Origin of the sequence: Sphingobium fuliginis, from assembly GCF_015074805.1 — a bacterium.
Taxonomy (GTDB): domain Bacteria; phylum Pseudomonadota; class Alphaproteobacteria; order Sphingomonadales; family Sphingomonadaceae; genus Sphingobium; species Sphingobium fuliginis.
The window spans coordinates 691,882-717,806 of record NZ_CP060036.1 but is presented as its reverse complement, the minus strand read 5'-3'; the positions used below and the strand labels follow the sequence as shown (position 1 = coordinate 717,806).

Annotated in this window: 23 protein-coding genes; 18 read left to right on the top strand and 5 right to left on the bottom strand. The window is 64.2% G+C overall.

Annotated features, from left to right (window positions below):
* Window positions 1–319: 319 nt before the first annotated feature.
* Window positions 320–1,258: a LysR substrate-binding domain-containing protein gene (locus H5V43_RS19425; protein WP_025552300.1), complete on the bottom strand. Its 939-nt coding sequence runs from the start codon at window positions 1,256–1,258 to the stop codon at window positions 320–322.
* Between the two features lie 207 nt (window positions 1,259–1,465).
* Between H5V43_RS19425 and tcuA the strand changes: the two genes are divergently transcribed.
* The 13 genes from tcuA (at window position 1,466) to H5V43_RS19360 (ending at window position 16,985) form a co-directional block, all read left to right on the top strand.
* Complete coding sequence (gene tcuA, locus H5V43_RS19420; protein WP_193666825.1) at window positions 1,466–2,995, top strand: FAD-dependent tricarballylate dehydrogenase TcuA; 1,530 nt, start codon at window positions 1,466–1,468, stop codon at window positions 2,993–2,995.
* 24 nt (window positions 2,996–3,019) lie between these two features.
* On the top strand, window positions 3,020–4,426 hold the full coding sequence (locus H5V43_RS19415; RefSeq protein ID WP_025550674.1) for an MmgE/PrpD family protein: 1,407 nt from the start codon (window positions 3,020–3,022) through the stop codon (window positions 4,424–4,426).
* 1 nt (window position 4,427) lies between these two features.
* A complete protein-coding gene (locus H5V43_RS19410) occupies window positions 4,428–5,849 on the top strand; it encodes an MmgE/PrpD family protein (RefSeq protein WP_165363357.1) in 1,422 nt (473 codons plus the stop codon).
* Window positions 5,846–7,318, top strand: a complete 1,473-nt coding sequence (locus tag H5V43_RS19405) for an aldehyde dehydrogenase family protein (RefSeq protein ID WP_025550679.1) — start codon at window positions 5,846–5,848, stop codon at window positions 7,316–7,318. The genes H5V43_RS19410 and H5V43_RS19405 overlap by 4 nt, the downstream gene beginning before the upstream one ends.
* A gap of 163 nt (window positions 7,319–7,481) precedes the next feature.
* A complete protein-coding gene (cphA, locus tag H5V43_RS19400; protein ID WP_193666824.1) occupies window positions 7,482–10,259 on the top strand; it encodes a cyanophycin synthetase in 2,778 nt (925 codons plus the stop codon).
* The gene (locus tag H5V43_RS19395) at window positions 10,252–11,136 is read left to right on the top strand and encodes an isoaspartyl peptidase/L-asparaginase family protein (protein WP_193666823.1); all 885 of its coding nucleotides are present in this window, start codon (window positions 10,252–10,254) and stop codon (window positions 11,134–11,136) included. The genes cphA and H5V43_RS19395 overlap by 8 nt, the downstream gene beginning before the upstream one ends.
* Window positions 11,129–11,953 (top strand): cyanophycinase, encoded by an 825-nt coding sequence (locus tag H5V43_RS19390; protein ID WP_025550683.1) that lies wholly within the window; start codon window positions 11,129–11,131, stop codon window positions 11,951–11,953. The genes H5V43_RS19395 and H5V43_RS19390 overlap by 8 nt, the downstream gene beginning before the upstream one ends.
* Window positions 11,946–12,956: a methyltransferase gene (locus H5V43_RS19385; RefSeq protein WP_229742586.1), complete on the top strand. Its 1,011-nt coding sequence runs from the start codon at window positions 11,946–11,948 to the stop codon at window positions 12,954–12,956. The genes H5V43_RS19390 and H5V43_RS19385 overlap by 8 nt, the downstream gene beginning before the upstream one ends.
* 146 nt (window positions 12,957–13,102) lie before the next feature.
* Window positions 13,103–14,104, top strand: coding sequence for an SDR family oxidoreductase (locus tag H5V43_RS19380; protein ID WP_025550687.1), 1,002 nt, complete (start codon window positions 13,103–13,105; stop codon window positions 14,102–14,104).
* A gap of 4 nt (window positions 14,105–14,108) precedes the next feature.
* Entirely contained in the window at window positions 14,109–15,023 is a 915-nt protein-coding gene (locus tag H5V43_RS19375) for an NAD(P)/FAD-dependent oxidoreductase (protein WP_025550689.1), read from the top strand.
* 61 nt (window positions 15,024–15,084) lie between these two features.
* A complete protein-coding gene (locus tag H5V43_RS19370) occupies window positions 15,085–15,234 on the top strand; it encodes a hypothetical protein (protein WP_157009776.1) in 150 nt (49 codons plus the stop codon).
* A gap of 453 nt (window positions 15,235–15,687) precedes the next feature.
* Window positions 15,688–16,239, top strand: a complete 552-nt coding sequence (locus H5V43_RS19365) for a hypothetical protein (RefSeq protein WP_025550693.1) — start codon at window positions 15,688–15,690, stop codon at window positions 16,237–16,239.
* A gap of 116 nt (window positions 16,240–16,355) precedes the next feature.
* Window positions 16,356–16,985, top strand: coding sequence for a TetR/AcrR family transcriptional regulator (locus tag H5V43_RS19360; protein WP_162195984.1), 630 nt, complete (start codon window positions 16,356–16,358; stop codon window positions 16,983–16,985).
* 105 nt (window positions 16,986–17,090) lie between these two features.
* Here the strand turns inward: H5V43_RS19360 and H5V43_RS19355 are convergent, their stop codons facing one another.
* Both H5V43_RS19355 and H5V43_RS19350 read right to left on the bottom strand, forming a co-directional pair.
* Window positions 17,091–18,062 carry a TauD/TfdA dioxygenase family protein gene (locus H5V43_RS19355; RefSeq protein WP_025550697.1) on the bottom strand — a complete coding sequence of 324 codons (972 nt, stop codon included), beginning with the start codon at window positions 18,060–18,062 and terminating at the stop codon, window positions 17,091–17,093.
* On the bottom strand, window positions 18,056–20,044 hold the full coding sequence (locus tag H5V43_RS19350; protein ID WP_025550698.1) for an oxidoreductase: 1,989 nt from the start codon (window positions 20,042–20,044) through the stop codon (window positions 18,056–18,058). The genes H5V43_RS19355 and H5V43_RS19350 overlap by 7 nt, the downstream gene beginning before the upstream one ends.
* A gap of 103 nt (window positions 20,045–20,147) precedes the next feature.
* Between H5V43_RS19350 and H5V43_RS19345 the strand changes: the two genes are divergently transcribed.
* On the top strand, window positions 20,148–21,047 hold the full coding sequence (locus H5V43_RS19345; RefSeq protein ID WP_025550700.1) for a LysR family transcriptional regulator: 900 nt from the start codon (window positions 20,148–20,150) through the stop codon (window positions 21,045–21,047).
* Window positions 21,048–21,207: 160 nt separating this feature from the next.
* Here H5V43_RS19345 and H5V43_RS19340 read toward each other — a convergent pair whose 3' ends face one another.
* On the bottom strand, window positions 21,208–21,882 hold the full coding sequence (locus H5V43_RS19340) for a substrate-binding domain-containing protein (RefSeq protein ID WP_193666822.1): 675 nt from the start codon (window positions 21,880–21,882) through the stop codon (window positions 21,208–21,210).
* Between H5V43_RS19340 and H5V43_RS19335 the strand changes: the two genes are divergently transcribed.
* Window positions 21,860–22,207 carry a transposase gene (locus H5V43_RS19335; RefSeq protein WP_037484504.1) on the top strand — a complete coding sequence of 116 codons (348 nt, stop codon included), beginning with the start codon at window positions 21,860–21,862 and terminating at the stop codon, window positions 22,205–22,207. The genes H5V43_RS19340 and H5V43_RS19335 overlap by 23 nt on opposite strands.
* Complete coding sequence (locus H5V43_RS19330) at window positions 22,156–23,004, top strand: IS3 family transposase (protein ID WP_146032627.1); 849 nt, start codon at window positions 22,156–22,158, stop codon at window positions 23,002–23,004. Before H5V43_RS19335 ends, H5V43_RS19330 begins: the two co-directional genes overlap by 52 nt.
* Here H5V43_RS19330 and H5V43_RS19325 read toward each other — a convergent pair.
* Entirely contained in the window at window positions 22,969–23,301 is a 333-nt protein-coding gene (locus H5V43_RS19325) for a LysR family transcriptional regulator (protein WP_025550609.1), read from the bottom strand. The two genes, H5V43_RS19330 and H5V43_RS19325, sit on opposite strands and share 36 nt — an antisense overlap.
* 84 nt (window positions 23,302–23,385) lie before the next feature.
* On the opposite strand from H5V43_RS19325, the gene H5V43_RS19320 reads away from it, so the two are divergent.
* A complete protein-coding gene (locus tag H5V43_RS19320) occupies window positions 23,386–24,231 on the top strand; it encodes a sterol desaturase family protein (RefSeq protein ID WP_025550607.1) in 846 nt (281 codons plus the stop codon).
* Between the two features lie 193 nt (window positions 24,232–24,424).
* Window positions 24,425–25,699 (top strand): hypothetical protein, encoded by a 1,275-nt coding sequence (locus H5V43_RS19315; RefSeq protein WP_025550605.1) that lies wholly within the window; start codon window positions 24,425–24,427, stop codon window positions 25,697–25,699.
* Window positions 25,700–25,925: the final 226 nt, after the last annotated feature.

The window sequence follows — 25,925 nt, the reverse complement described above, 5'->3', positions numbered from 1 at the left end:
GCTGGATGACTGATGTGGGTAGGAATCGGACACCCACTTACCCCACTCCCTCAAGGGAGAGGGCTGCGCAGACTTGGCAGCTTGCTGCCTAGTCGTAGCCGGGTGAGGGGGTTGCGATCCGTGGGATCGCACGGGCCTCATGCCCGCTTCCCCTCATCCAGATCAGCCTGGGCTTCCTCGTCGCCAAGGCTTCCCATCCTCCTCCCTCAAGGGAGAAGGAAGGTCCCGAATTGGCCAAATTCTCATCGCCCGAACCCGCTTCCTATCAGCCGCTTGTCCGTTCGAATGCCTTCGCAGAGACATGGTGCGCCGATTGGCTCTAACCCGCCACCGTTTGGAATTCATGCACCGCGCGCCTTACCCGCAAGGGCGTCAGATTCGGCGCGACCGAATGCACGAAGTCCAGCAGGAACGACCGCAAATAGGTATTCCGCCGCAGCACGATCTTGATCGTGCTCGACGGCAACAGATGCGATGCATCCCGCGCCCGAATACCGACATCGCGCTCCGGATCATAAGTCATGGACGCCAATATCCCAATTCCCAGGCCCATCCCCACATAGGTTTTGCAGACATCGGCGTCGATGCCGCTCATCACGATCTTCGGCTCCAGTCCGGCGTCGGAAAAGGCCTTCATCACCTTCCACCGACCACTATAGCGCGTGTCGTAGGTGATGATCGGATAGCGCGCGATCTCCTCCAGCGTCAGTTCCGGCACGGCCAGGATCGGGTGGCCGACCGGCGCGACGATGCAGCGGTGCAGGTCGAAACAGTCGAGCTTCACCAGATTGGGGAAATCCCGCGTCGTTTCCGTGCCGATCGACAGGTCTGCGTCGCCCGCCTCCACCAGCGCGCAGATTTCCTCCGGGTCGCCCTGCTTCAGCACCAGCTTCACGTCGGGATAGCGGGCGACGAATTTCTCCACCACCTTGGGCAGCACATAGCGGGCCTGGGTATGCGTCGTCGCGATGGTGAAGACGCCGCGATTGCCCGAATGCATGTCCTCCTTCAGCGACTTGAGCGCGGCGACGTCCGTCGCGATGCGCTGCGCGATGGAAAAGACGACGCGGCCCGGTTCGGTCAGGTCGATGATCCGGTTGCGGGTGCGCATGAAGATCTCGAAACCCAGTTCCTGCTCCAGCAACTGGATTTGCCGGCTCACCCCGGGCTGCGAGGTGTTGAGGGCATCGGCCGCCGCCGAGAGATGATTGTTATGCCGCACGATTTCAACGACATAGCGGAGCTGTTGCAGCTTCATCCGGCCATCCTCACCATAAATTTTTGATATGGCAGAATGCTATAATATTCCGTGCGCGCATAAAGCAATCCCCTAAAAGTGGCTGGCATGACAGCGGCGGGGCAGCCTTGTGACCGGTCTCACCGGCGTACCCGCCCGCTTGCCTTGGAGGGGAGGGCGGCAGCGCTTTCCTGAATCAGGGATTGGCCTGGATCAAGAGGGACGGGAATGCCGGAACAGCAACAATCCGATTTCGACATCGTGGTCGTGGGCGGCGGCAATGCCGCGCTCTGCGCCGCGATCAGCGCCGCCAATGAGGGGAGCCGTGTCCTCCTGCTGGAACGTTCCCCGGTGGAGGAGCGGGGCGGGAACTCCGCCTATACCGACGGGCTGATGCGCACCGTCTATGACGGCGCCGACGACATCCGCGCCTATTGCCCGGATCTCACGGACGAGGAAGTCGCGGTCAGCGACTTCGGCACCTATACCGAGGAACAGTTTTTCGACGACATGGGCGAGATCACCCAATATCGCACCGATCCCGACCTGTGCGAAATCCTGGTGAAGCGCAGCCGGGAGACCATCCTGTGGATGCGCGATCAGGGCGTCCGCTTCTTCCCCAATTTCGGGCGGCAGGCCTATCGCGTGAACGGCCGCTTCAAATTCTGGGGCGGCGCCACCATCGCCGTGGCCAGCGGCGGCCCCGGCCTGGTCGATGCGCTGTACAATGCGGCGGAAAAGCGCGGCGTGGAAATCCGCTACAATGCCTGGGTCCGCGATCTGCTGCGCGACGAAAGCGGGATTTCCGGCGTCACGCTGCTCAATGGGCAGGGCGAGATCGAAACCATCCATGCGCGGGCCGTCGTGCTGGCCTGCGGCGGGTTCGAGGCGAATGCCGAATGGCGCGCCCGCTATCTGGGGCCGGGCTGGGATCTGGCGAAGGTTCGCGGTTCGCGCTTCAACACCGGCGACGGCCTGTCCATGGCTCTCGCCGCCGGCGCGCAATCCTATGGGCACTGGTCGGGTTGTCATGCCGTGTCCTGGGAACGCAACGCACAGGATTTCGGCGATCTCGCACTGACGCCACAATATCAGCGTCATTCCTATCCGCTCTGCATCATGGTCAATCGCGACGGAAAACGATTTGTCGACGAAGGCGCCGACTTCCGTAACTACACCTATGCGAAATATGGGCAGGCGGTATTGCAGCAACCCGGACAGGTGGCATGGCAAGTCTATGACTCCAAGGTCAATCATTTGCTGCGCGACGAATATCGCACGCGCCAGGTCACCAAGGTCGTCGCCCAATCCATGGAGGAGCTGGCCGACAGGATCGGAGAAATAAACAAGGATCAATTCTTGGAAACGGTCGCGGAATTCAACGCATCGGTGAAGACCGACATGCCGTTCGACCCCAATATCAAGGACGGACGCAGCGCCTCCAGCAACGGCGTCGTCCGCAGCAACTGGGCCAACAGCATCGATACCGGGCCGTTCGAAGCCTATGCGGTGACTTGCGGCGTCACCTTCACCTTCGGCGGCATCAGGGTTTCGACGGAAGGCGAGGTCATCGACACCAACGGCCACGCCATCCCCGGCCTGTTCGCGGCGGGGGAGATGGTCGGCGGCATATTCTACTTCAACTATCCCGGCGCGAGCGGCCTGACCAGCGGAGCCGTCTTCGGCCGCCTCGCGGGCGGCAGCGCCGCCGCCTACGCCAAGTCCGCATCGCGGAAGCCCGCGCTGTCCGTCGCCTGATCCCTTATCGAAGAAAGTTCCTCCATGAACGCACCCAGCAAATTCGTCGTCCCCGGCGCAACCCGCGACATCGCGGATTTCGCCGCGACCCTGCAATATCGGGATATTCCCGACGACCTGATCCTGAACGCCAAGCAGTGCATCCGCGACAGCCTGGGCTGCGCCGTGTTCGGCGCGCCGACCCCCTGGGTGCAGGCGGTGGTCCGCACCGTCGGCCTTCTCGGCCAGAAGCCCAGCGCCAGCGCCTGGGGCATGAAGGTCAAGGCCGATCCGCTCGGCGCCGCCTTCATCAACGGCACGGCGGCGCAGGGCTATGAACTGGACGATTGCCACGACCAGTCCATGTCGCATTATGGCGCGGGCGTCGTCCCCGCCGTGATCGCCTGTTCGGAGGGCGCATTCGGCGCCTTCACCGGCAAGGACATGATCCGCGCCACCGTCGCGGGCTATGAGCTGGGGACGCGCATCGGCAACACGGTCAGCCCGTCGGCCTTCCATCGCGGGTTCCATCCCTGCGGCCTTACCAGCACCTTCGGTTCGGCGGCCGCCATCGCCAAGCTGCTGGACCTCGACACCGATCGATATGTGAGCGCGCTGGGCCTGGCGGGCAGCCAGGCGGCGGGGCTGATGGCGTCGCAATTCGGCGCGATGGCCAAGCGCTTCCATTCCGGCAAGGCGTCGCAGAACGGCATCATCGCCGCGCTCTGCGCCCGCGAGGGGCTGACCGGCGTGCGCGACGTGCTGGAGGCGCCCTATGGCGGCTTCTGCTCCACTTACTCCGCCGAATATGATCTGAGCTTCGCCACCGACGGCTTGGGCACCGATTGGGAGATGCGCCGCAACGGCTTCAAGCGCTATTCCTCGCTCGCCAGCAGCCAGACCACAGTGGACGCCCTGCGCGCCATCCGGGAAAAGGCAGGCATCCGGGGCGAGGATGTGGAGAAGGTCCGCGTCGGCACGACCGAGATGGTCTTCGTCCATTGCGGCTGGCCCTATGTCCCCAATGGGGAGACGATCAGCGCGCAGATGAACCTGCCCTATACCGGCGCGGTGACGCTGCTGGAGGGCAATGCCTTCATCGACCAATATACGGACGAAAAGCTGACCGATCCGAAGATCATCGACCTCGCCAACCGGATCGAGGTCTATGTCGATCCCGAGTTGGACGCGCGCGAGAAGCACCAGATGCGCGCCGTCCGCGTCACCGTGACGATGAAGGACGGGACCGAGCATTTCCACGAGCAGACCTATCGCAGCGGCCATTGGCGCAATCCGATGTCGGACGAGGTGCTGAAGGAGAAATTCCGCGATCTCGCCAGCCGTCAACTGACCGGGCAAGCCGTGGCCGAGATCGAACGCATCATCGACAATCTGGAAAATGAGGAAGCGCCCGCCATCGCCCTTGGCGCCGCGCTGCAACAGGTCCGCTGACATGACATTATCGCAGACATTCGGTGAATTCGCCGCGCATTTCCCTTCGGCCGGGATGCCGCCCGAAGTGCGGGAGGCGGCGCGCTGGCACATGATCGACTCGATCGGCGTGTCCATCGCCGGGGCCAATCCCAAGGAGGAAAGCGGCGCGGCCTTCGGGCGTCTCGTGGCGCAATGGGCCAAGGGAAAGGGCGATGTGAAGGCCGCCTCCCTCTTCGGCTTCGACAGGCAGGCCCGCGCCGAACTGGCGGCGCTGGTCAACGGATCGCTGGCCCAGGCGCTGGAGATGGACGACAAGCATGGCTCCTCCCTGGCCCGTCCCGGATCGACCGTCGTGCCCGCCGTGCTGGCGGCGGCGGAGGCGGAGGGCCTGTCCCTCGCGGCGGCCATCGACGCGGCCGTCGTCGGCTATGAGGTGATGATCCGGCTGGGCTTCGTGGCCGGCGACCGCTTCCTGGAGCGCGGCTATCATACCAGTTCGCTGATCGGCTCCTTCGGCGTGGCGGCGGCCATCGGGCGGCTGCGCGGCGCGACGCCGGCGCAGATCGCGGACGCCATGGGCATTGCGGGCACCTTCGCCTCCGGCATTCAGGAATCGACCCGTACCGGCTCGACGTCCAAGATATTGCACGGCGGCTGGGGCGCGCATGCGGGCATGCTCGCCATCGACCTCGCCATGGCGGGGATCACCGGTCCCGACACGGTGTTCGAGGGCAAGTTCGGTTTCTTCGAGACGCATTTGACCCCGATCACCGGTCAGCTCGACTTCGCCCGCGCTGCCGAGGGGCTGGGCACGCGCTGGTACCTGCCGGAAACCGCCTACAAGCCCTATCCCTGCTGCCAGTTGCTGCACGCCTTCATCGAGGCATCGAAGCAGGTGCTGGCCGACTTTGCCCGCGATGGGGTGACGGTGGCGGAGATCGAGAGCGTGCATTGCCAGCTCGCGGAGCCGGGCCTGACGCTCGTCACCGAACCCCGCGACCGCAAGAAAGCGCCGAAGACGCCGCATGAAGGCCGGTTCAGCCTGTTCTTCGGGGTCGCGGCGGCTTTGGTCGATGGCGATGTCGGGCTGGAGACCTTCCTGTCCGAGCGGCTGGACGATGATCGCATCCTGACCCTCGCGCAGAAGATCGAGGCGTCGGTCGATCCGGAGTCCGACTATCCGGCCCATTGCCCGGCGCGACTGACCGTGCAGGCGGCGGGGCGCCGCTATTTCAAGCATGTGCCCTATCATCCCGGATCGCCGGAAGCGGCCCTCTCCCGCGCCGACGTGCTGGCGAAGTTCGAGCGCAACACGCGCTGGCATTTCGGGGATGGCGCCGTGTCGGTGGCCGAAGCCATGGGCGAAACGCCCGAGGCGGAGTCCCTGTCGGACATGCTGCGTCCTATCCGGGCGGTCGAAACGCTGCGTCAGGCGTCATGAGCGTGGAGCGGTTCGACCGGCTGTTCATCGGCGGCGAATGGGTCGCGCCCCGCGCCGCTGGCCGAATCGCGAGCATCGATCCTTCCACCGAGGATGTCTGGGCGGAGGTCGCGTCCGCCGATGCGGCCGATGTCGAGGATGCGGTCGCCGCCGCCCGCGCCGCCATGGCCGGTCCATGGGGCCGCACCGCGCCGACCGAACGCGGCGCGCTGATCGCCCGGTTCGCGGACCTGGTCCGCCGCGACGCCGCCCGGCTGGCCGAGATCGAGAGCCGCGACAATGGCAAGCCGCTGCGCGACACGCTGGGCGAGGTGCAGCGGGCGGCGGACTGGCTGACCTTCTTCGCCGGGGCAGCGGACAAGGTGAATGGGGAGCAGATACCCTATCGGCCCGACGCGCTGGCTTATACCAGGCTGGAGCCGGTCGGCGTGGTGGCGGCGATCCTGCCGTGGAATTCCCCCATCTCGCTCGCCTCATGGAAGCTGGGGCCGGGCCTCGCCGCCGGCAACGTCATGATCCTGAAGCCCGCCGAGCAGACTCCGGCCAGCCTGCTCGCTCTGGCGGCGCTGGCGGAAGAAGCGGGCTTCCCCGCCGGCGTCGTCAATGTGCTGCCGGGCGACGGCGCCGTGGGCGCGGCGCTTTCCGCCCATCCCGGCGTCGCGAAGGTCAGCTTCACCGGATCGCATGAAACCGCGATCCGCATCATGCAGGGCGCGAGCGCGAACCTGAAGCGCTGCTCCTTCGAATGCGGCGGCAAGTCTCCGTTCATCGTCTTTGCCGATGCGGATTTCGACAGGGCGCTGTCCGTCGCGACGCACAGCGCCTTCCGCTCGACCGGGCAGTCCTGCTCCACCGCATCGCGCATCTTCGTGGAGCGGCCGATCTATGAACGTTTCGCGGCCGGCCTGGCCGAGCGGGCGAAGCGGATACGTCCTGGCCCGCCCTTCGATCCCCGCACCCATATCGGGCCACAGACCTCCGCCGAACAGCGGGACAAGACTGAAGCCTATATCGGTCTGGGACATGAAAGCGGCGCGCGCCTGCTGGCGGGAGGAGGACGGCCGGAGGGCCTTTCAAGAGGCTATTTCGTCCAGCCCACCGTCTTTGCCGATGTCGACAACCGGTCGCGTCTGGCGCAGGAGGAGATATTCGGGCCGGTGACGGCGGTCATGCCGTTCGATGGCGAGGAAGAAGCCGTCTCCCTTGCCAACGACACGCGCTATGGGCTGGTCGGCGGCTTGTGGACCAGGGATGTGTCCCGCGCCCATCGCGTCGCTGCCCGCATCGAAAGCGGCCTCGTATCGGTCAACACTTTCCGCCCCGTGCACTTCATGCTGCCCTATGGCGGGTATAAGATGAGCGGGATCGGGCGCGAAAACGGGTTCGACGCAATCCGGGAGTTCACCGAGACCAAGACGGTCGTCATCGATCTGTCCCACGCGATTCCGCCTGATCCATTTGCGGATTGAGGACCCTCGAGTCCCGAGGGCAAGTCGATGGACAGTTGTCGGTCCCGGGAAATCGACATGACATAAGTTAAACCTGCCCTTCATCCCCAATTCCGCTGGAACGGAAGTCGGCCGAGCCCGTTGGATCGGAGCTGCCGGCCAGGTAGCCCAGTGGAGCTTCTTCATGAATGAGATATTCCAGCACGCGACCGCCGATCCCGGTGCGGTCGCGTCGGGACCCTGCCTGACCGTTGTCGAGCGCAGCCTGTATCGCGGCGCCCATATCTTCGGCATGCGGCCGATGGCCCGCATTCAGGTGGACCTTGGCAGGCTGGAGGCATGGCCGACCGACCGCCTGCCGCTTTTCACCGAACAGTTGCTGGCCCGCCTGCCCGGCCTCGCCAATCATGGTTGCAGCTATCGACAGGCCGGCGGTTTCGTCCGGCGGCTGCATCAGGGGACATGGCTCGGCCATGTGATCGAACATGTGGCGCTGGAACTCCAGACCATGGCGGGAAGCCCGGTGAGCCGGGGCAAGACGCGCTCCGTCAAGGGGAAGCCGGGGTTCTACAACATCCTTTTCACCTATGGCGACGAACAGGCCGGCATGGCGGCGGGCGCCTTCGCCATCGCACTGGTCGCTTCGCTGCTGCCGGAAGGTCTGGGCGAGGTGAAGGGGCTGGAGAAGCTGGGCGTTCAGATGCCCGCCGATCCGCAGGATGCCGATGCCCTGATCCGGTCCTTGCGGGAGATATTGCGCCGGAACGCGCTGGGTCCGACCACGGCCTCGCTTGTGGCGGCCGCCCGGCGCAGGGGCATCCCGGTCACGCGCCTCAATGAGCAGAGCCTGATCCAGTTCGGCTATGGCAGCAGGCAGAAGCGCATCCGCGCAAGCATCACCGGCGACACGTCGCAGATCGCCGTCGACATCGCAGGCGACAAGAGCCTGACCAAGAAGCTGCTGGACGAGGCCGGCCTGCCGGTCCCCAGGGGCGTGGTCGTGCGTTCCGAGGAAGAAGCGGTCGGCGCGGCGCGGCGGCTGCGCATGCCTCTGGTGGTGAAGCCGCTCGACGGCAATCATGGACGCGGCGTCACCACGCAGGTCCGGGACGAGGCCGCGCTTCGCGCCGCGGTGATGCGCGCCCGGCAGCATGGCCGCCGGGTCATCGTGGAGGAGCAGCTGCCCGGCGACGATCACCGCATCCTGGTGGTGGCCGGGAAGGTCGTCGCCGTGGCGCAGCGCATGCCCGCCGAAGTCGTGGGTGACGGCTTCAGCACCATCGGCCAGCTTATCGACCGGGTGAACGACGATCCGCGGCGGGGGCGGGGGCATGAAAATGCGCTGACCCGTATGGTCGCGGACGATGCGATGATCGCCCTGCTCGCCAAAGACGGCATGACGCTTGGAACGGTGCCGGGCGTTGGCAAGAGGGTTCGCCTGCGCGACACGGCGAACCTTTCCACCGGCGGAACGGCGGTGGACCGGACCGACGACATCCATCCGGACAATCGCCTGATCGCCGAGCAGGCGGCCGCCGCTGCCGGACTGGACATTTGCGGGATCGATTTCCTGTCGCCCGACATAGCCCGTTCCGTGCGGGAGACGGGCGGCGGCATCGTGGAGCTGAACGCCGCGCCGGGTTTCCGCATGCACCTCGAACCATCGAGCGGCAGGGCCCGCGACGTGGCCGGTCCTGTGATCGACGCCCTCTTTCCGCGTGGCCGCTCCAGCCGCATCCCGATCTTCTCCATCACCGGGACGAACGGCAAGTCGACCACGGTGCGCATGGTCGGGCGGATCCTCTGCCAGCATGGCCTGAACGTCGGCATGACAACCACGTCCGGCGTCTATTTCAACGGCCATCTGCTGAAGAAGGCGGACGCCAGCGGGCCGCGCAGCGCGCGCATGGTCCTGCGCAACCCCTCCGTCGATGTGGCGGTGCTGGAAACGGCGCGCGGCGGCATATTGCGGGAGGGGCTGGGCTATGACGGGGCGGATGTCGGCGCCGTGCTCAACGTCACCGCCGATCATCTGGGCCTGAAGGGCATCGATACCGTGGAAGCGCTGGCCGACGTCAAGGGCGTCGTGGTGGAGAATGTCGCCCGCAGGGGATTTTCGATCCTGAACGCCGACGATCCCATGTGCCGGCGCATCGCCCGCCATGCGCGGGGACGGATCGTCTGGTTCTCGCTCGAAGGCGGCGCGCGCATGGCGGAAATGCTGCGCCGTCACCTGCTGGCGGGCGGCCTGGCGGTCACCCGCGATCCGGACGAGACGGGCGGCACCATCGTCATCCATCGCGGCGAGGAGCGGATCGCCCTGATGCCCGCGTCGGAAATCCCGGCCACGCTGGGCGGCATAGCGGAATTCAACATCGCCAATGCCCTGGCGGCGGTGGCGATGTGCTTCGCCCATGGCGTCCCGCTGGACGCGATCCGCGAAGGGCTGCGCGCCTTCACCTCCAGCTTCGAGGAGTCGCCGGGGCGGCTCAACATGATGGAGCGGGACGGCATCCGCATCATCGTCGACTATGCCCATAATCCTGCTGGCCTGATCGCCCTGGGACAGGTGGTCGACCGGCTGCGCGGCGCCCATGGACGCGCGGTGGGGATGGTGAGCATTCCCGGCGACCGGCGCGACTGCGACATTGTCGAGATGGGGCAGATCGCGGCCGGCGTCTTCGACGAGATCATATTCCGCGAGGCGCCGGACGGACGCGGCCGGCCCCGGGGCGAGACCAATGCCTTGTTGTCCCAGGGCGCATTGAGGGCCGGCATGCCGAACGAGCGCATCCACCGGATCGTGGATGAGTTCGAGGCGGTCGAGGCCGTGCTGTGCAAGGGCCGGCCCGGCGACCTGCTGGTGATCCTGCCCACATCGGTCGAAAAGGTCTGGCGACAGGTACAGCAATTCGGGTCGCCGGCGGCGGCCGGAGAGCAGATGGTGCCGGCCCATGTCTGAATGGGCCCTGATCGTCCATGGCGGGGCGAAGACGATCGACGTCGCGCTGCACGACCGTAACCGCGAAGGGTGCCGGGCAGCCGCCGCGGCGGGCGCGATCGTGCTGCAATTTGGCGGCTGCGCCGTCGCGGCGGTCGAGGCGGCCATTCGCGTCCTTGAAAATGACAGCATCTTCAACGCGGGCTTCGGCTCCGTCCTGAACGCCGACGGCGCGGTCGAGATGGACGCGGCGATCATGAACGGCCGCGATCTTTCGGTGGGCGCTGTCGCGGGCGTCCGCCGCATCCGCAACCCGATCGTCGCCGCGCGTGCTCTGATCCCGGCCCGGCCGGTGCTGCTGGCCGGAGAGGGGGCGGAACGCTTTGCGGAGGAGCAGCAGATAGCGCTGTGCGATCCCGCCGAGATGATCGCGCCCGACCGCATGGCATCGGAATATGCCAAGGCCCATGATACCGTCGGCTGCGTCGCGATCGACATGCAGGGGCATATCGCGGCCGGGACATCGACCGGGGGTTTGCCGGGCAAGCATCCGGGCCGGATCGGGGACTCGCCGCTTCCCGGTTGCGGACTTTATGCCGATGACGGCATTGGCGGCGTGTCCCTTTCCGGTGACGGCGAAATGATCATCCGCACGACCATCGCCGCGCATGTCATGCACGCGCTGCAAGCCGGACCGCTCTGCGCCGCCGCCGAAACCGGCCTTGCGCAGCTCGACCGCGTGGGCGGGGAAGGGGGCGCGATCCTGATCGACCGCCACGGGCGTTTCGGCGTCGCGCATAACAGCGACCATTTCGCGGTCGCGATCCACGGCAGCCGTCTTGCCGACCCGCATGGCGCTGTCCACCGACAGGAACTGGAGGGTCTGCTTGATGGCTGAGGAAGGAGGCCCGCTGATCATCATCGGCGGGCGCGAAGACAAGGAAGGCGAAAAGCGCATCCTTAAGGAAGTGGCCGAGCGGGTGAAGGATGGGAAACTGGTGATCGCCACGGTGGCGAGCCACCAGCCCGACGGCTATTTCGAATCCTACCGGAAGGCCTTTGGCGATCTGGGCCTTGACGATCTGGTGGAACTTTACGTGCATGAACGGGGCGAAACGCTGGAATCCAGCGCGGCGACCCTGTTCGAAAATGCCAAGGGCATTTTCTTCACCGGCGGGGATCAACTGCGCATTTCCAGCCAGATCGGCGACACGCCGGTGGAGAAGATGGTCCGGCAGATTCATCTGGAAGGCGGCGTGGTGGCGGGAACGTCCGCCGGCGCATCGGTGATGAGCGAGACCATGCTGGTCAAGGGCAGTAGCCAGGAATCGCACCGCATCGGCGACCTGCACATGGCCCCCGGCCTGGGTCTGATCCGCGATGTCATCATCGACCAGCATTTCGCGGAGCGCGGACGCATCGGCCGCCTGATGGGAGCGGTGGCGCAAAATCCGCGCGTGCTGGGCATCGGCATCGATGAGGATACCGCCATCCTGGTCCAGGGGCACCGTTTCTGCGTGATCGGTTCCGGGGCGGTCTATATCGTCGACGGCTCAGGCGTCACCCACTCCAATATTGCCGAAGCGAGTCCGGAGCGCACCCTGTCCATGCATGACGTCCGCCTGCATGTCCTGAGCCAGGGCGACTGCTTCGACCTCAAGCGGCGCTGCCCCAAAGCGCCAGGTTCCAATCAGGCAGGGGTTCGGCATGCATGATCTCTCTGCCTTCCGGAAGGCTGAAATTCCCCCTCCCGCCATGCTGGCGCGCAAGCCGGAAGATGCGGCCATGGAGGAAGAAGCGCTGCGCGAACTCCTGCTGCTTCTGAAGAAGCGGCGCTATGCCTTTGTAACGCCGACGCCTCTTTCCCATTCGCGCATATTGGCGCGCGACGCCGCCCGTCCGGCGCGTGACCTGCGCGATGTGTTCGGGTGGAACCGGCCCTTCTCTCCCGACCTTCTCGATCGCTCCGTAATGGAGTGCCTGAAGCGGGCGGAAATGGTCGAGCACCGGGCGGACGGGATGATGAGGAGCCGCGTGCGGGTCTCCTCGCTGGATGATGATCTGTTCCTTCATTCCAGCTACCCCACGGTGGATCGCGATGCCGTGTTCTTCGGCCCGGACAGTTACCGGTTCGCGCGCTTGATCCGTCAGGGGCTTGCGATGCGCCCGGCGCGGCGAGGGGCGCGGATCGCGGATATGGGCGCCGGTACCGGAGTCGGCGCCATCGTCGCTGCCCGCTCATGCCCCCAGGCCTGCATTGTCATGACCGACGTCAACGCATCCGCCCTGCGTTTCGCGCGGATCAATGCGGGCGTGGCCGGGTTCGGCGCCGGCTATGTGCTGGCCGACACGCTGGACCCGGTGGCGGGCGATTTCGACCTGATCGTGGCGAATCCGCCCTATATCAGGGATCGGCAAGGCCGCGCCTATCGCGACGGCGGGGACGGGCATGGCGCAGCCGTGGCCTGGAGGATGGCCGAAAGCGCCTTGTCCCGGCTGAAGCGGGAGGGTCGCCTGCTGCTCTACACCGGCAGCGCCATCGTCGGCGGGGCGGACGCCCTGCGCGCAAGGCTGTCGGCGCTGGCGGAAAGCCGGGATTGCACTCTGTGCTATAGCGAAATCGACCCGGACATATTCGGGGAAGAGTTGGAAGGCCCGGCCTATCGCGATGTCGAACGCATCGCGCTGGTCGCCGCTATCTTCACGAGGCGCCACTGACGCGCCCCGCAACTGGCCATTTCCCCACATTCCGAATTCGTCCACGCGGCCTAACCCATGGCAAGGAAAATCGGCTTTCGGAACCAGGATCAGGAACGGGAGTCCCGTTCTCGCGCTTATCGGTGAACAGGCTGACAGGAGCGATCATGAACAAGAGCCGCGGGGGCACGCGAACGCCCTGCACCCATATCGTCATCACGGGCGCGTCGAGCGGCATAGGCCAGGCCACGGCGCAGGCGTTCGCAGCCCGGGGAGGAAAGCTGGTCCTCGCGGCACGGGATGGCGAGGCGCTGGAAGCCGTGGCGGAGACGTGCCGCAGGGCCGGGGCGGAGGTGTTGGTCGTACCGCTCGACGTGGCGGATGCGGATGCAGTGCGTCAGCTCGCCCGGTCGGCGCGCGATTTTTGCGGGTCGATCGACCTCTGGTTCAGCAATGTCGGCGTCGGAGCCGTCGGCAAGTTCGTGGACGTCCCGATCGAGGTGCACGAACGGACGATCCGTTCCAACCTCATCGGCCATATGAACGACGCCCATGCGGTGCTGCCGATCTTCATGGCCCAGCGGCACGGCATTTTCGTCAACATGATCTCGCTAGGCGGATTGACCGGCACGCCCTATGCCGCCGCCTATGGGGCGAGCAAATTCGGCCTGCGCGGTTTTTCGGAAGCATTGCGCGCGGAAATGACCGAATGGCCGGACATCCATATTTGCGACGTCTATCCGGCCTTCGTCGATACGCCCGCGCTACGCCACGCCGGCAATTATACCGGCAAGGCGCTGACCGCCCCGCCGCCCATACTCGATCCAAGGAGGGTGGCGGCCGCCGTGGTGCGCCTGGCGGACCGGCCCCGCGACAGCCTGCTGCTGGGGACGCCGACCTGGGCCGTGCGGTTCGCCCATCCATTGGCGCCCTCGCTGCTCAGCCGGATCGGGAATCTGGCGTTCGGGCGCTATTTTGCCTCTGCGGAACGCGCGCCGGTCACGCGCGGCAATCTGTTCGATCCGCCACGGGACAGCGGCGGTATCGACGGCGGGTTCCGCAAACCCGCGACGAAACGGCGGAAGGCCGCCCTGGCCACCGGCGCGGGTGTGGCGGCCGGGGTTCTGCTACTCGGCCTGCTGACGCCGCGCCGGCAGCCCGGGCGTTAGCGGAATGACGAAGCCCCTGGATTGCCTGGTGGTGGGCGCAGGCCCCGCCGGCCTTACGGCGGCCATCTATCTGGCCCGCTTCCATTTGAGGATCAGGATCGCGGACGCGGGCAACAGCCGCGCTGCGCTGATCCCGCATACCCGCAATCATGCAGGCTATCCCGGCGGCATATCGGGCCGGGAGCTGCTCGCGCTCATGCGCCGGCAGGCGGCGGAATTCGGAGGTGAGGTGACGGAAGGGCTGGTGACGGGACTGGAAAAGGACGGCGATATTTTCCTGGCGCATATCGGGACCGAGACATGGCAGGCGCGCAGCGTCCTGCTGGCGACCGGCGTGGTGAACAATGCGCCGCCCATATCGCCCGATGTGCACGATGCCGCGCTTCGGCAGGGGCTGTTGCGCTATTGTCCGATCTGCGACGGCTACGAAGTCACCGACCGGCGTATCGCCGTCATCGGAACGGGCACGCGCGGGACGAACGAAGCGATGTTCCTGCGCACCTATTCCCCCGACATCAGCTTGATTTCACCTGAGGGCGATCATGAACTGTCCGCCGACCAGCGGGTAAGACTGGAGGAGGCGGGCATCGCCCTGGTGAACGGTCCTTGCGAACCGCTGCGCATCGACGGCGAAAGCATATCGGTGCCGACGCCGAATGGGGCGCAAGCCTATGACACGGTTTATCCGGCGCTTGGATCGATCATCCGGTCGGAACTGGCGATGATGCTGGAGGCCGAAGCGACGGACGACGGCTGCCTCATCGTCGACGACCATCAGCGAACGAGCGTGCCGGGCCTTTATGCGGCCGGCGACGTGGCCAAGGGCCTGGACCAGATCAGCCACGCCATGGGGGAGGGGGGCGTCGCCGCCACGACGATCCGAAACGATCTGGCGGCGAAGATTTCGCTCTTCCGATAAGGCGCGTTATCGCCCGGACCCATTTTGTGCCGCGGAGGAACCTGAAGATCCCTGCGTTGCCGTGGGACTGTCGCTGGCGGAAACGGCGCCCCGCGTGCTGGTCTCGCCATCCGTCATGGCGCTGCCGGGGCCTTCGCCGGGAATGCCGTCGGGCACCGTGCCTGCGGTCGTGTTGCTCGGCGCGAAAGTGGAATCACCGGAATCGCCCTGATCGGAAGGTGCGCATGCGGTCAGTGCGACAATGAGAAACGCGGGAGCCATTTTCATAACATCTTCACCCCTGATGGCTGGTTTATTCTGCAACGACCCGATTTCACGGCCGTTCCGGCGAATCCGTTATCGCGTAAAACTATATTAGATCATCGTGCAGAAAAGCCGTCGCGAACCTGTCGAAGAATGGGAACCGCGCTGAATGACATGTGTGACACTTTACCGAATTCGCGCGCGGGGGATTAAGTGTCACGGCTGATTTTTCGGAAAGGAAGAGCATTCTTCGCGGCGCCGGACAGGTCACGACCATTGGCCGTTCAGATCGAGCCGCAGGAAATGGCAATGGACTGCGAAATCCCACGCGCTTGCCGGGTAAAGTGTCATCCGTGCTTTTTGTTGGAAGATCGCCGCAGAGGGGGATTCACACGGACTCAGCATGTGCTAGATTCCACATATGTTCCACCAGCCTGATCTCTTCGAGCAATCACCGTCGGCGTCCCGGCCGCCCTCGCTGCCCGTGACGTCCGCGCTTCCCGATCTTGTCGAACGCATATCGACGGTGTCGAAGCGGCCCCGCTATGCATTGCTGGTGCTGAAGCTGATCGCTCAGGAAGCGGGTTCCAACGACAGCGTGGGACCTTATGTCGGCAGCGGCAAGGGGAGGGTGCCGGTCCGTGACTGGCTTTGCCAGGCGCTGGCGCCTCTCGCGCAACGGGATTGTCGGCGTCGCGCCATGATCGATGCGGTTCACGCCGATCTGATGTCGCGTCCGGGCAATATGGCCGATCCCGAAGAGGTGGAACGGCAGCTCGAACAGGAAGTTCAGTCGCGAATATTGCGATCGGGACGGACGAATGTGAGCCGGGTCGTATCGGACCTGGTCCGCGCCGGCCTTTTGCGCCGCCACTATCAGGGGTATCGGGTCGATCATCCCAATCGCGGGGCGCAGCGCGAAGCGGTCTATACCATCACGCCAGAGGCCAAGCGCGCGCTCCAACGCCATTGAAGGGCGCCGATAATGGCGGTGCCGCTTCCCGCAGGAGCGATTTCGCGAACCGGCGCGGACTGCCCCTTGGTTTGCGCGGCGCGCCGGGTTATCCGCGCAGGATGAGCGGCGAGACCATGACGACAGGACAGGCAGGGAAGCGCTGGCAGGGCGGTCGGCTGCCGCGCGCAGAGGTCGACCGGCGCATCGACCGGCTGCTCGACATCGCGCTGGAGGAGTTCGCGTTGACGGGCTTCGGCGGCACCAGCCTGGACCGGCTGGTCGAGCGTTCGGGTGTCAGCAAGACCACCATCTATCGCCGTTTCGGCAGCAAGGAAGGGCTGTTCACCGCGCTGATCCATCGCAGCATGGAAGCGGTGCGGTCCGGTCTCTGGGCGCTGGAACTGGATGTGGCCGACCCCTTGGGAACGATAGAGCGGTTCATCGCCACCTATACGGAGGTCGCGATATGCCGCCCCATGGGGCGGACCCTGCTCCAGATCGCGGTGGCGGAACGGCGCGACTTTCCTCATCTGGGCGCGATGCTGCTTGCCAATGCCTATGAGGGCTTCCGGCCGATCAGCGATTATTTCGAACGGCTGATGACGGACGGCGTGCTGCGCCCGGGCGATCCGCAGGACGCCGCCTTCGACCTGCAAGGCCTCATCACCCAGGGATTTCGGGTGATGGTCGATGATATTGGCTTCGTCCACCGCGAAGGGCGGGCGCGGGAAATCGCCGGAAGGTTCCTCCGCGGCTGGTCCTGATGCCGTTCGGCATTCCTTCGTCCGGCGGATAGATCATATCCATGATGCATGGCCATCGTCGCTGACCGGCATCGTCGCGCCGGTCAGTAACGGCTCCGCCATCGTTCAGTCCACCAGCCGCTTCACTTCGCGGTCCCGATCGAGTGTTGGGTCGAGATAGCGCCCGACCTTATAGTCGCCGGCAATGGTCGTGCGCCGGGCGCTGCGCTTGCAGTCGAGCGGAACGCCATTGGCGGAATGCACGATCCGCCAATTGTCCCAGACGACCATGTCGTTTTCCTGCCATTTGTGGAAATAGGCATGGGCTGGATCACCCAGATGTGCCGCCAGCTCTGTCAGCAGCGCATCGCTTTCCGCCCTTTCCATGCCCAGCACATAGCGGGCATGCATGGGCGAGAGTTTCAGCACCTTCCGGCCCGTTTCCATCTGGGTGATCACCAGCGGATGGACGACAGGCGGGAAATTGTAATGCGATCCCGGCTTGACCGTCGCGCCGACGTCAAGGCGTTCTATGTCGGTGGGGAAGCCGAATTGACCGGAACAGAAATCGGGGTTGAATTCGTAAACGACCTCCAGCCCCTCGATGCGTTTCTGCATGTCCGGCGACAGCCGGTCATAGGCCTGGATCGCGTCGATGAAGCCGGTTTCCCCCATGGTGCGGGCCGGTTCCGTCATGCGCAGCACGGCGCCGCGCACGATTGTAGGCATGAAGCTCTGATCCCAATGCCAGCCCAGCCAGCCTGCGCGATCGATGCCATCCACGCGATAGAAGGGGTTGGGTCGGCCCGAGGGGTCCTGCGGATCATAGGCCAGCGTCATCATGAACTGATTGACGGGATCGTTCAGATCGGCCGTGGCTGCGGGTTCCATTTCCCCGAAGATGGTGCTGAGGCGCATCTGCGCCATGTCGTCGTTGCGGACGTCGCGGAAGAGCAGGATTCCCGCGTCGATCCATGCATCATGGATCGCCTTCCGGGTCGCGCCGTCCAGATCGCGGGTCAGGTCCGCGCCGACGATTTCCAGTCCGAAAGGTGCGTCGAGCGGGCGGCGTTCGATGGTGGTGGCGATGTTCAGCATGCGATCGGCTCCGGTTGCAGGATGAGGCGGCGCAGATCCTGCACCGCGCGATAGGCGTCGCGCACCGCTTCACCGATCCGCGCAACCTGCGCGGCGTCACCGATGCGGATCATCGGAATGTCGAGACCGGTGAGAGCGTCCGGCAATTCGCTGTCGGGCACCAGGCCATGGGCCAGCAGCAGGGCCGCGGCCGGCTGATCCGTCAGCGCGCCATCGCCGGAGAGCGTGACATGCTCGCCATCGACGGCATGCAGCGTCGTGTTGTCGAGAATGCGGATGGCAGCATTGCCATGCAGCCGCTGCAACAGAGCGCCGCGGTAAAGCACTTCGGCGTTGCGGGCGAGGAACTTGGCGTCGGAACGGGTGACAAGCAGCACATGATGCCCGTCCTGCGCCAGATATTCCGCTGTCTCCGTTCCCGTTTCACCTCCGCCATAGATGACGATCGGCCGTTCAGGGGTCGATGGCGGGACATCCGTTTCGCCCATCAGCACTTCATAGGCTGGCGCGGTCGGCAAATTGCCCCAGCTCGCAAGGTCAAGCGGCGCCAGCCGCGAACCATTGGCGAGGATCAGGACGTCTGGCTGGTCCTCTTCAATCACCTCCCGCGTCGCCTGCGTCCCGGCGCGCACGGTGATGGTGCTGCGTTCGACCCGGTTCAGCAGGAATTTATGATACCAGAACAGCTTGTCCTTTCCGGGAGGAACGGCCGAGGTGATAAGATTGCCGCCCAGACGCTGGCGCTTTTCATACAGGGTGACGGCAAAGCCGACCTGATCAAGAAGCAGGGCCGCGGCCATGCCGCCCGGGCCCGCGCCGATCACCGCCGCCTTCAGGCCATTGGCGAAACGCTCCAGTTCCGCTTCCGTCTCCTTGCCGCAACGGGGGTTTTCCGCGCAGGCGACCGACCGACTTTGCGCCAGTTCGCGAATGCACCAGTTGCAGGAGGTGCATGGCCGGATGTCGTCGACCAATCCGCGCTGCGCCTTGATCGGCCACATCGGATCGGCCAGCAGCGCGCGACCCAGCGACACGATGTCGGTGTCGCCATTGATCACTGCCTGCTCGCATTTGTCGGGCCAGCGCATCACGCCTGCGGTGATTACCGGCTTGCCGGTCGCTTCCCGGATGCGGCGGGCATAGGGCAGGCGATCCCCTTCCTCGACCGACATCGGCTCCAGGATGAGATGGGCGCTTTCCAGAAAGCCCCAGCTGATGTCGACGGCATCCACACCGGCTTCGCAAAGACGCGGCGCAATCTTCTCACTGTCCTCGATGGTGATGCCGCCTTCAACGCCGTCCACCACGGACATCCGGTACATTAGCGGCTTGTTCCCGATCTGCGCCTTCACCGCCTTGATGACTTCGGTGGGAAAGCGCAGCCGGCGCTCGAAATCGCCGCCCCATTCATCGTCACGATGGTTCATCAGCGGGGAAAGAAATTGCTGGATCAGATAGCCATGGGCGCCATGCAGCATCACGCCGTCATAGCCCGCGAGCATGGCGAGCCGCGCCGTATTCGCATAACGCCCGATGATGTGGTGGATTTCCTCATCCTCCAGCGGCCGGGGCACGGCGTTCATATAGATGCTGTTAAGAGGAATCGCGCTGGATGAGACCGGCTGGCGGCCGATCACGCTTTCCTTGGTCTGCCGCCCCGCGTGCGAAATCTGGATGACCGCCTTCGCTCCGGCCGCGTGAATGGCGGCGACCAGTCGCGCGTGACCGGCCTTGAACCGGTCATTGTCCAACCGCAATTGCGGCACGTTGGAACTGAAGCCGGTTTCCGCGTCGACGCAGGTGAATTCCGTGATGATAAGGCCGGCGCCGCCCCGCGCCCTCTCGCGGTAATAGGCGATGATCGCTTCGTTCACGCCGCCGTCGGGTTCGCCCAGATGCGTTTCCATCGGGGCCATGGCGATGCGATTCTTGAGCGTCAGATTGCCGATCCGGAACGGATCGAACAGGCGCGGATAGGCCATGCTTCCTCTCAGCTTATTATTGAAGTCGCCTCTTTCTAGCATTGCTATCTGAGCGGATAATCACCACAGTTCGAGACACATTATGCAATGATGAGAGATAATCATGGATCGGCTGACGGGTTTGGAAGTGTTCGTGGCGATCGTGGATTCGGGCAGCTTCGTCCGTGCGGCGGAGCGGCTGGCTCTTTCCCCGACCATGGTTTCCACCCATCTGGCCCGGCTGGAAGACCGGCTGGGCGCGCGGTTGATCCACCGGACGACACGCCGCTTCGCCCTCACCCCTCAGGGCCATTTGTTTCTGGAAGAAGCGCGATCCATTCTGGAAGCGGTGGAACAGGCCGAAAGCCGGATGCGGATGAGCGACATGGGCCCTAGTGGCCGCGTCGCGCTGGACGCGCCGGGCGCGATCGGCCTGCGCTTCGTCGTGCCGGCCCTGTCGCAGTTGCGCGCCCTTCATCCTCGCATCGTCCTTGACCTTAGCGTCGGGGACCGCACCATGATGTTCCGGCCCGAAGCGTTCGACCTGCTCATCCGCGTCGGCGTACCGGCGGAAGGGAAGGGGGAAGTCGTCAATCTGGGCCGTACCCGTTTCGTGCAGGTGGCTTCGCCCGATTATCTGGCGCGTCGCGGCGAACCGGTGACGCCTGACGATCTTCACGATCATGATTGCGTGCTTTACGCCACGGTCGATCGGCCGGTTGGTCAATGGCGATTCGTTCGCGGAAAGGAGCGGCGGTCGCTACGCCCAGCCAGCGTCGCCACCTTCAATCATGGCGACGCCATAGCCGCCGCAGCGGTCGCCGGAGTCGGCATAGCCCAGACGCTGGAAATGCTGGTCGCTCCGGAACTGACATCGGGTCTGCTGAAGCCGGTATTGACGGAGTGGAACCGGGAAAGCGTCGACGTCCAGCTCTTCATTCCCCAGGATCGCATGAAGCGTCAGGCCGTCCGCGCCGTGGCGGAGTTCCTGCAAAGCCGGGTCGACTGGGGCAGTTCCGCCTAGAGCCAATCGACATTCAGCCCTGATGGCCTGCAAATGACGCTTTTCCGTGCTTCCGGTGCTCACCTACTTTGAGTAGGCTGCGCGCCGGGTCACGGAAAACCACCATTTTACCTTCGGTGGCCTTCGGCTCGGCTCGTCATCTTCTGAATGTCGATTAGCTCTAGGCCGATCGGTGTCGCAGGGCCGCGACGATCAGATCGATCAGCAACAGCGCCTGGACCGATAATGTGCGTCGAGCGAGGGATGCCACCACCAACTCCAGCGGCTGAGCGACTGGCAGACCATGAATAAGCGCGTATCGATCGTCGGCCAAAGCCTCCGCCGTGATCCAGACAGCGTCGCTTGCCAGCGTGACCAAGCCCGCAATCTCGAAATTGTCGCAACTGATCGTGGGCGCGTAGATCGGGCTGCCGCCTGTTCCGCCGATGATGGGATAGCCTGCGATGTCCTCCTCCCCCACCGTGCGGCCGGCAAGGGGATGGCCGCGCCGCACCAACGCGCCCAACCGCGTCCGGCCAATGCGCCTGAAGCTGAGGTCAGGCCGGTCTTCCACAAGGACATGGGCCAGGACGGCAAAGTCCAGTTCCCCTTCCTGGAGCAACGCCTGGAGTTCCCCGACATCGCCCAATTTCGTCCGCACCCTCAGGCCGCCATGATCGCGGGCGACATGGGACAGCATGGTCTCCAACAGCAATGCAGCGGCGAGGGGGCCGAAACCGCAACATACTTCCCCCGACCTGGAGTGGGCCCCTGGGGTCGGACAGGTGGGACCATAATGATTGACCGTGGGTTTGGCTTTTGGAGAAAAGCCAATGCGACACCGTTCCCACAGCATGGAGTTCAAACGTCAGGTCGTTCAGGAATATCTGGGCGGCGAAACATTGCATGGGCTGGCCAAGCGTCATGACGTTTCTCGCCAATTGATCCGGGTCTGGATTGAGAAGTATGAGGCGGGCGAGTTCGACGATGACGCGCAAGCGGCTGATCTCATCCAGCAATATGAGGCCCGCATCGCCGCGCTGGAACGCCTGGTAGGCAAGCAGGCTCTCGAACTGGAGTTTCTAAAGGGGGCTCTGCAAAGCGCACCGCGGCCGAGAAACGGGACTACATCCGTCATCACCGGCCCCTTGGCATCTCCGTCTCCCAGGGGTGCAGACTGATGGGTATCGCACGTTCAACCTATTATCATGGGCGGGTGAAGCGGGTTGACGAAGCCGATCTGCTGGCCGCAATCATGGCGATCTGCGATGAGTTTGAGGCTTATGGCTGGCGACGCGTACGGGCGGCCCTTCAGCACCAGGGCATCTGCGCAAATCATAAGCGCATCAAGCGTTTGATGCGGGAACACAGCCTTCAGCCGCGGAGACGGCGGAGATATGTCGCAACGACTGACAGTGATCACGATCTGCCGATCTTCCCGGACCTGGCAAAGGACGTCGCTCTGACAGGTGCGGATCAGCTCTGGGTCGCAGATCTGACCTATGTCGCGATTGCGAGTGGCTTTGCTTATGTGGCGATCATCCTAGACGCATGGTCAAGGCGGGTGGTTGGCTATGCCATCGGTCGGTCGATCGATGCCCGCCTCGCCATTGCCGCGCTTGAAACTGCTATCGCAAGTCGGCAGCCCTCACCGGGCCTCATTCATCATTCGGACCGTGGATCCCAGTACGCAGCCGCTTCCTACCGTGCGCTGCTGGCAGCCAATGGCATTACCGGATCGATGAGCCGGCGCGGAAATCCTTACGATAACGCCAAGGCGGAAAGCTTCATGAAAACGCTCAAGGTCGAGGCGGTCTACCCGATGGCGTTCGAGACTTTCGAGGATGTCGCCACCCATCTTCCACCGTTCATCGACCGCGTCTACAATGAACGCCGACTGCATTCCGCTCTGGGCTATTTGAGCCCGGTGCAGTTTGAGGAGTTACACACCAAAACTATGGTCAAATCCGCGGCCTGATACCTGTCCGACCCCAGGGGCCCACTCCAACCCGCGGTCGGAAAGCAGCGCCATATTGCGTTCAAGATTCTCCATCTGCCGGAGCAGCGGCACCGCGTCAGCCAACAGCGCTTCGCCGGCGCGCGTTGGATATACGCCATCGCGCCCGCGGTCGAACAGGCGCAGGCCGATTTCCGCCTCGGCCGCCTGGATGCTGCGCGTTAGAGCCGATTGCGTCACGCCAAGGCGGTCTGCGGCCGGGCCGAAGTGCCGTTCCTGACTCAATGCGACGATATGGCGAAGTTTACGGATGTCCATGTGCTGAACTCAGCGAAATCATACTGTCAATGAATTGGAAGCCTCCCCGAAGCCAGCCTAAATTGCCGGACAAGGAGAGAAACAATGTCCTATTATGGTCCGGTGCTTGCCGTGACGGCGATCGTCCTGGCAACGGAAATTCTCATGGGCCGCCATCGCGGCATTTATCGTCGCGACGATATATTGGTGCTCGGCCTGTGCGCCCTGCTCAATCCGCTGGTCACGCGAATATTGGCCGGGCTGTTGATCGCTGGCGCGGCCGCGCTGCTGCTGCCGCAGGGGAAGGGTGCGCTCGCCCACCTTCCCTTGCTGCCCTCCTATGTCAGCCTGTTCCTGCTGGTGGAATTCGCCTTCTACTGGGGACATCGGTGGGCGCATGAGGGGCAGCGCCGATCGGCGCTTCGCTGGTTATGGAAGATACACCGGACACATCATGCGGGGCGGTACATGAACGTGCTGGTGACACAGCGCATCAATCTGTTCTGGTCGTTCGTCGTGCCGACCGCATGGATTACGGGCTTTGCGGTCTATCTGGGGCAGGGGATCGCGGTGGGCCTCGTCATTCTCACCATCTTCTGCTGGAACCTCATCACCCACAGCCATTTTCGCTGGGATGACGCTATCCGGCGACATCCGCGTTTCGGCACCATGTTCCGCGCGATCGAGCATCTGCTGATCAGTCCGGGCATGCATCATAGCCATCATGGCTATGGCAAGGACGGCGCATCCTATCGCAACTATGCAGTCACCTTCGCTTTTCTCGACTGGATTTTCGGAACGCTGCACATTCCGCAGGGGCGGCCCTGGCGCTATGGCGTGCCCGGTGCGCAGCCCCATTGGGCGGAGGAGGTGTTCTATCCGCTGGTGCGCATGCCCGCCAAGGCGAAGGAAAGCGGAGAGGCGGATGCGGCGGAGGGGGCAGTGGCCTGAGCAGCCACCGGATGCCTCGGGTCCGAAGATATTGGCGTCGCGCCCCGCGGTGAAGCCAGAGCTTGACGGAACTAGTTTACCAAGTGCATCATATCTCCATGGATTGGCGGCTTCAAGCCGGATATAAGAACGATCGTTCTATAGGATGGTCGATCCTGTTGGTGATAGCCGGCCTGCATGGGAGAAGGATGTGATGCCCCTTGACACTGGCGATTATTTTCTGTCCGCCGCCAATCCGGTGGCCAATGTCGACCAGCGCGATCTCGAGAGGCTCGCCATGCGACTGTTCGAGCGGCCGGACGTCAGGGCGGCTCGCGCCCGTGCGGAGATCATGTGGCGGCGCGTGACGGACAGGCTCATGCCTGCCGACCAGATGGCGCTGTTCGACGACCATGTTTCCGATTATTGTTTCAAATGCACGCTGGTTGCCGCCAATACGGATGCCAATCATCCCCGCATATTGCGTGTATATAGTGAAGGCGGCCAATGGTTCGGACATAAGGTGCCCGGCGCGAAATGGGGTGGAGACAATCCCAACAACGCCTATCGCATCATTCCCGTCGCGGCAGGCGGACGCTATGAACTGACGGGGCAAAGGCAGGTCGAACCGTCCACTTACGTCACCTTCCAACTGGTCAGCAACAGCACCACGTCCGCGACGCTGGCATCGCTCGAACAACTTGACATGGAGATTGACGGGGACGGCCGGTACAGGCTCACCCTGGATGATATGCCTGCCGGGAAACGGCGGAATCATCTCCAGATACCGGCAGGGACGCTCTATCTCTTCATCCGCGATTCCATGGGGGATTGGGAACGGCAGCAGCCCGATGCGTTGCAGGTGCGCAGGCTCGACCCGCCGACGCGACCCCCGCTGACGGAAGATGAACTGGCCGCTACAGCCATTCGCAATATCCTGTCCGATGTATTCTATGCCTATTATGCCCAGCGTCTGTTCTTCAACGGCCCACAGATGATGACGCCGCCCGAGGGAGCGGGGTCTGTGGGCGGACTGGTGACCCAGCAGGGCAGCCTGGGCCACTTCACGTTGCGCGAGGATGAAGCGGTCATCATCACGGCCAATGCGGCGGGCGCAACCTATCGCGACATCGTCCTGCATGACCTGTGGTTGCGCAGCCTGCCCAATCGCGACAGGCAGATCAGCCTGACCAATGCGCAAATGGCGCCGGATGCGGACGGACGCTTCACCTATGTCCTCTCCATGGCGGACCCGGGCGTGCATAATTGGCTGAATCCATGCGGGCTGCATGATGTGCTGGTCCTGCACCGTTGGCAGGGCTTCCCCGATCCCGATGCGGAAGCCCCGTCGATCGAAAGCCGGAAAGTGGCGTTGGCGCGGCTTGGGGAGGCTTTGCCGCCAGCGGTTGCGAAGGTGACGCCTCGGCAAAGGCAGGCACAGATCGCGCGCCGCCAGGCTGCTTATGACCGGCGCTTCGCGGTCGATTGAGCGGAAGGTCGCAGGGTCTTCACAGATCAATTCAGCCTGATCATCGCAGATGCGCTTTGAGCCGCCACTTGTTGGTGCCCAACCGCTGTAAAAACTCGATCGAGCCTTGAACCGGCTTTTCCATCCGAGGCCATGGTCGGAGAGATCACAAATACGATCTATGTAGGCGCACTTGCATGCAATATGCGCCGTAGTTAGCCTTGCACCGTTCTGGCGCTGATATGCC

Excerpts from the sequence above, each read along its gene's own strand:
- H5V43_RS19335 (WP_037484504.1), top strand. The coding sequence starts at position 21,860 with ATGCGACACCGTTCCCACAGCATGGAGTTCAAACGTCAGGTCGTTCAG.
- H5V43_RS19340 (WP_193666822.1), bottom strand. The coding sequence starts at position 21,882 with ATGCTGTGGGAACGGTGTCGCATTGGCTTTTCTCCAAAAGCCAAACCC.
- H5V43_RS19360 (WP_162195984.1), top strand. The coding sequence starts at position 16,356 with ATGACGACAGGACAGGCAGGGAAGCGCTGGCAGGGCGGTCGGCTGCCG.
- H5V43_RS19355 (WP_025550697.1), bottom strand. The coding sequence starts at position 18,062 with ATGCTGAACATCGCCACCACCATCGAACGCCGCCCGCTCGACGCACCT.
- tcuA (WP_193666825.1), top strand. The coding sequence starts at position 1,466 with ATGCCGGAACAGCAACAATCCGATTTCGACATCGTGGTCGTGGGCGGC.
- H5V43_RS19325 (WP_025550609.1), bottom strand. The coding sequence starts at position 23,301 with ATGGACATCCGTAAACTTCGCCATATCGTCGCATTGAGTCAGGAACGG.
- H5V43_RS19365 (WP_025550693.1), top strand. The coding sequence starts at position 15,688 with ATGTTCCACCAGCCTGATCTCTTCGAGCAATCACCGTCGGCGTCCCGG.
- H5V43_RS19385 (WP_229742586.1), top strand. The coding sequence starts at position 11,946 with ATGCATGATCTCTCTGCCTTCCGGAAGGCTGAAATTCCCCCTCCCGCC.
- cphA (WP_193666824.1), top strand. The coding sequence starts at position 7,482 with ATGAATGAGATATTCCAGCACGCGACCGCCGATCCCGGTGCGGTCGCG.
- H5V43_RS19395 (WP_193666823.1), top strand. The coding sequence starts at position 10,252 with ATGTCTGAATGGGCCCTGATCGTCCATGGCGGGGCGAAGACGATCGAC.
- H5V43_RS19415 (WP_025550674.1), top strand. The coding sequence starts at position 3,020 with ATGAACGCACCCAGCAAATTCGTCGTCCCCGGCGCAACCCGCGACATC.
- H5V43_RS19410 (WP_165363357.1), top strand. The coding sequence starts at position 4,428 with ATGACATTATCGCAGACATTCGGTGAATTCGCCGCGCATTTCCCTTCG.
- H5V43_RS19315 (WP_025550605.1), top strand. The coding sequence starts at position 24,425 with ATGCCCCTTGACACTGGCGATTATTTTCTGTCCGCCGCCAATCCGGTG.
- H5V43_RS19320 (WP_025550607.1), top strand. The coding sequence starts at position 23,386 with ATGTCCTATTATGGTCCGGTGCTTGCCGTGACGGCGATCGTCCTGGCA.
- H5V43_RS19425 (WP_025552300.1), bottom strand. The coding sequence starts at position 1,258 with ATGAAGCTGCAACAGCTCCGCTATGTCGTTGAAATCGTGCGGCATAAC.
- H5V43_RS19345 (WP_025550700.1), top strand. The coding sequence starts at position 20,148 with ATGGATCGGCTGACGGGTTTGGAAGTGTTCGTGGCGATCGTGGATTCG.
- H5V43_RS19350 (WP_025550698.1), bottom strand. The coding sequence starts at position 20,044 with ATGGCCTATCCGCGCCTGTTCGATCCGTTCCGGATCGGCAATCTGACG.
- H5V43_RS19405 (WP_025550679.1), top strand. The coding sequence starts at position 5,846 with ATGAGCGTGGAGCGGTTCGACCGGCTGTTCATCGGCGGCGAATGGGTC.
- H5V43_RS19380 (WP_025550687.1), top strand. The coding sequence starts at position 13,103 with ATGAACAAGAGCCGCGGGGGCACGCGAACGCCCTGCACCCATATCGTC.
- H5V43_RS19390 (WP_025550683.1), top strand. The coding sequence starts at position 11,129 with ATGGCTGAGGAAGGAGGCCCGCTGATCATCATCGGCGGGCGCGAAGAC.
- H5V43_RS19375 (WP_025550689.1), top strand. The coding sequence starts at position 14,109 with ATGACGAAGCCCCTGGATTGCCTGGTGGTGGGCGCAGGCCCCGCCGGC.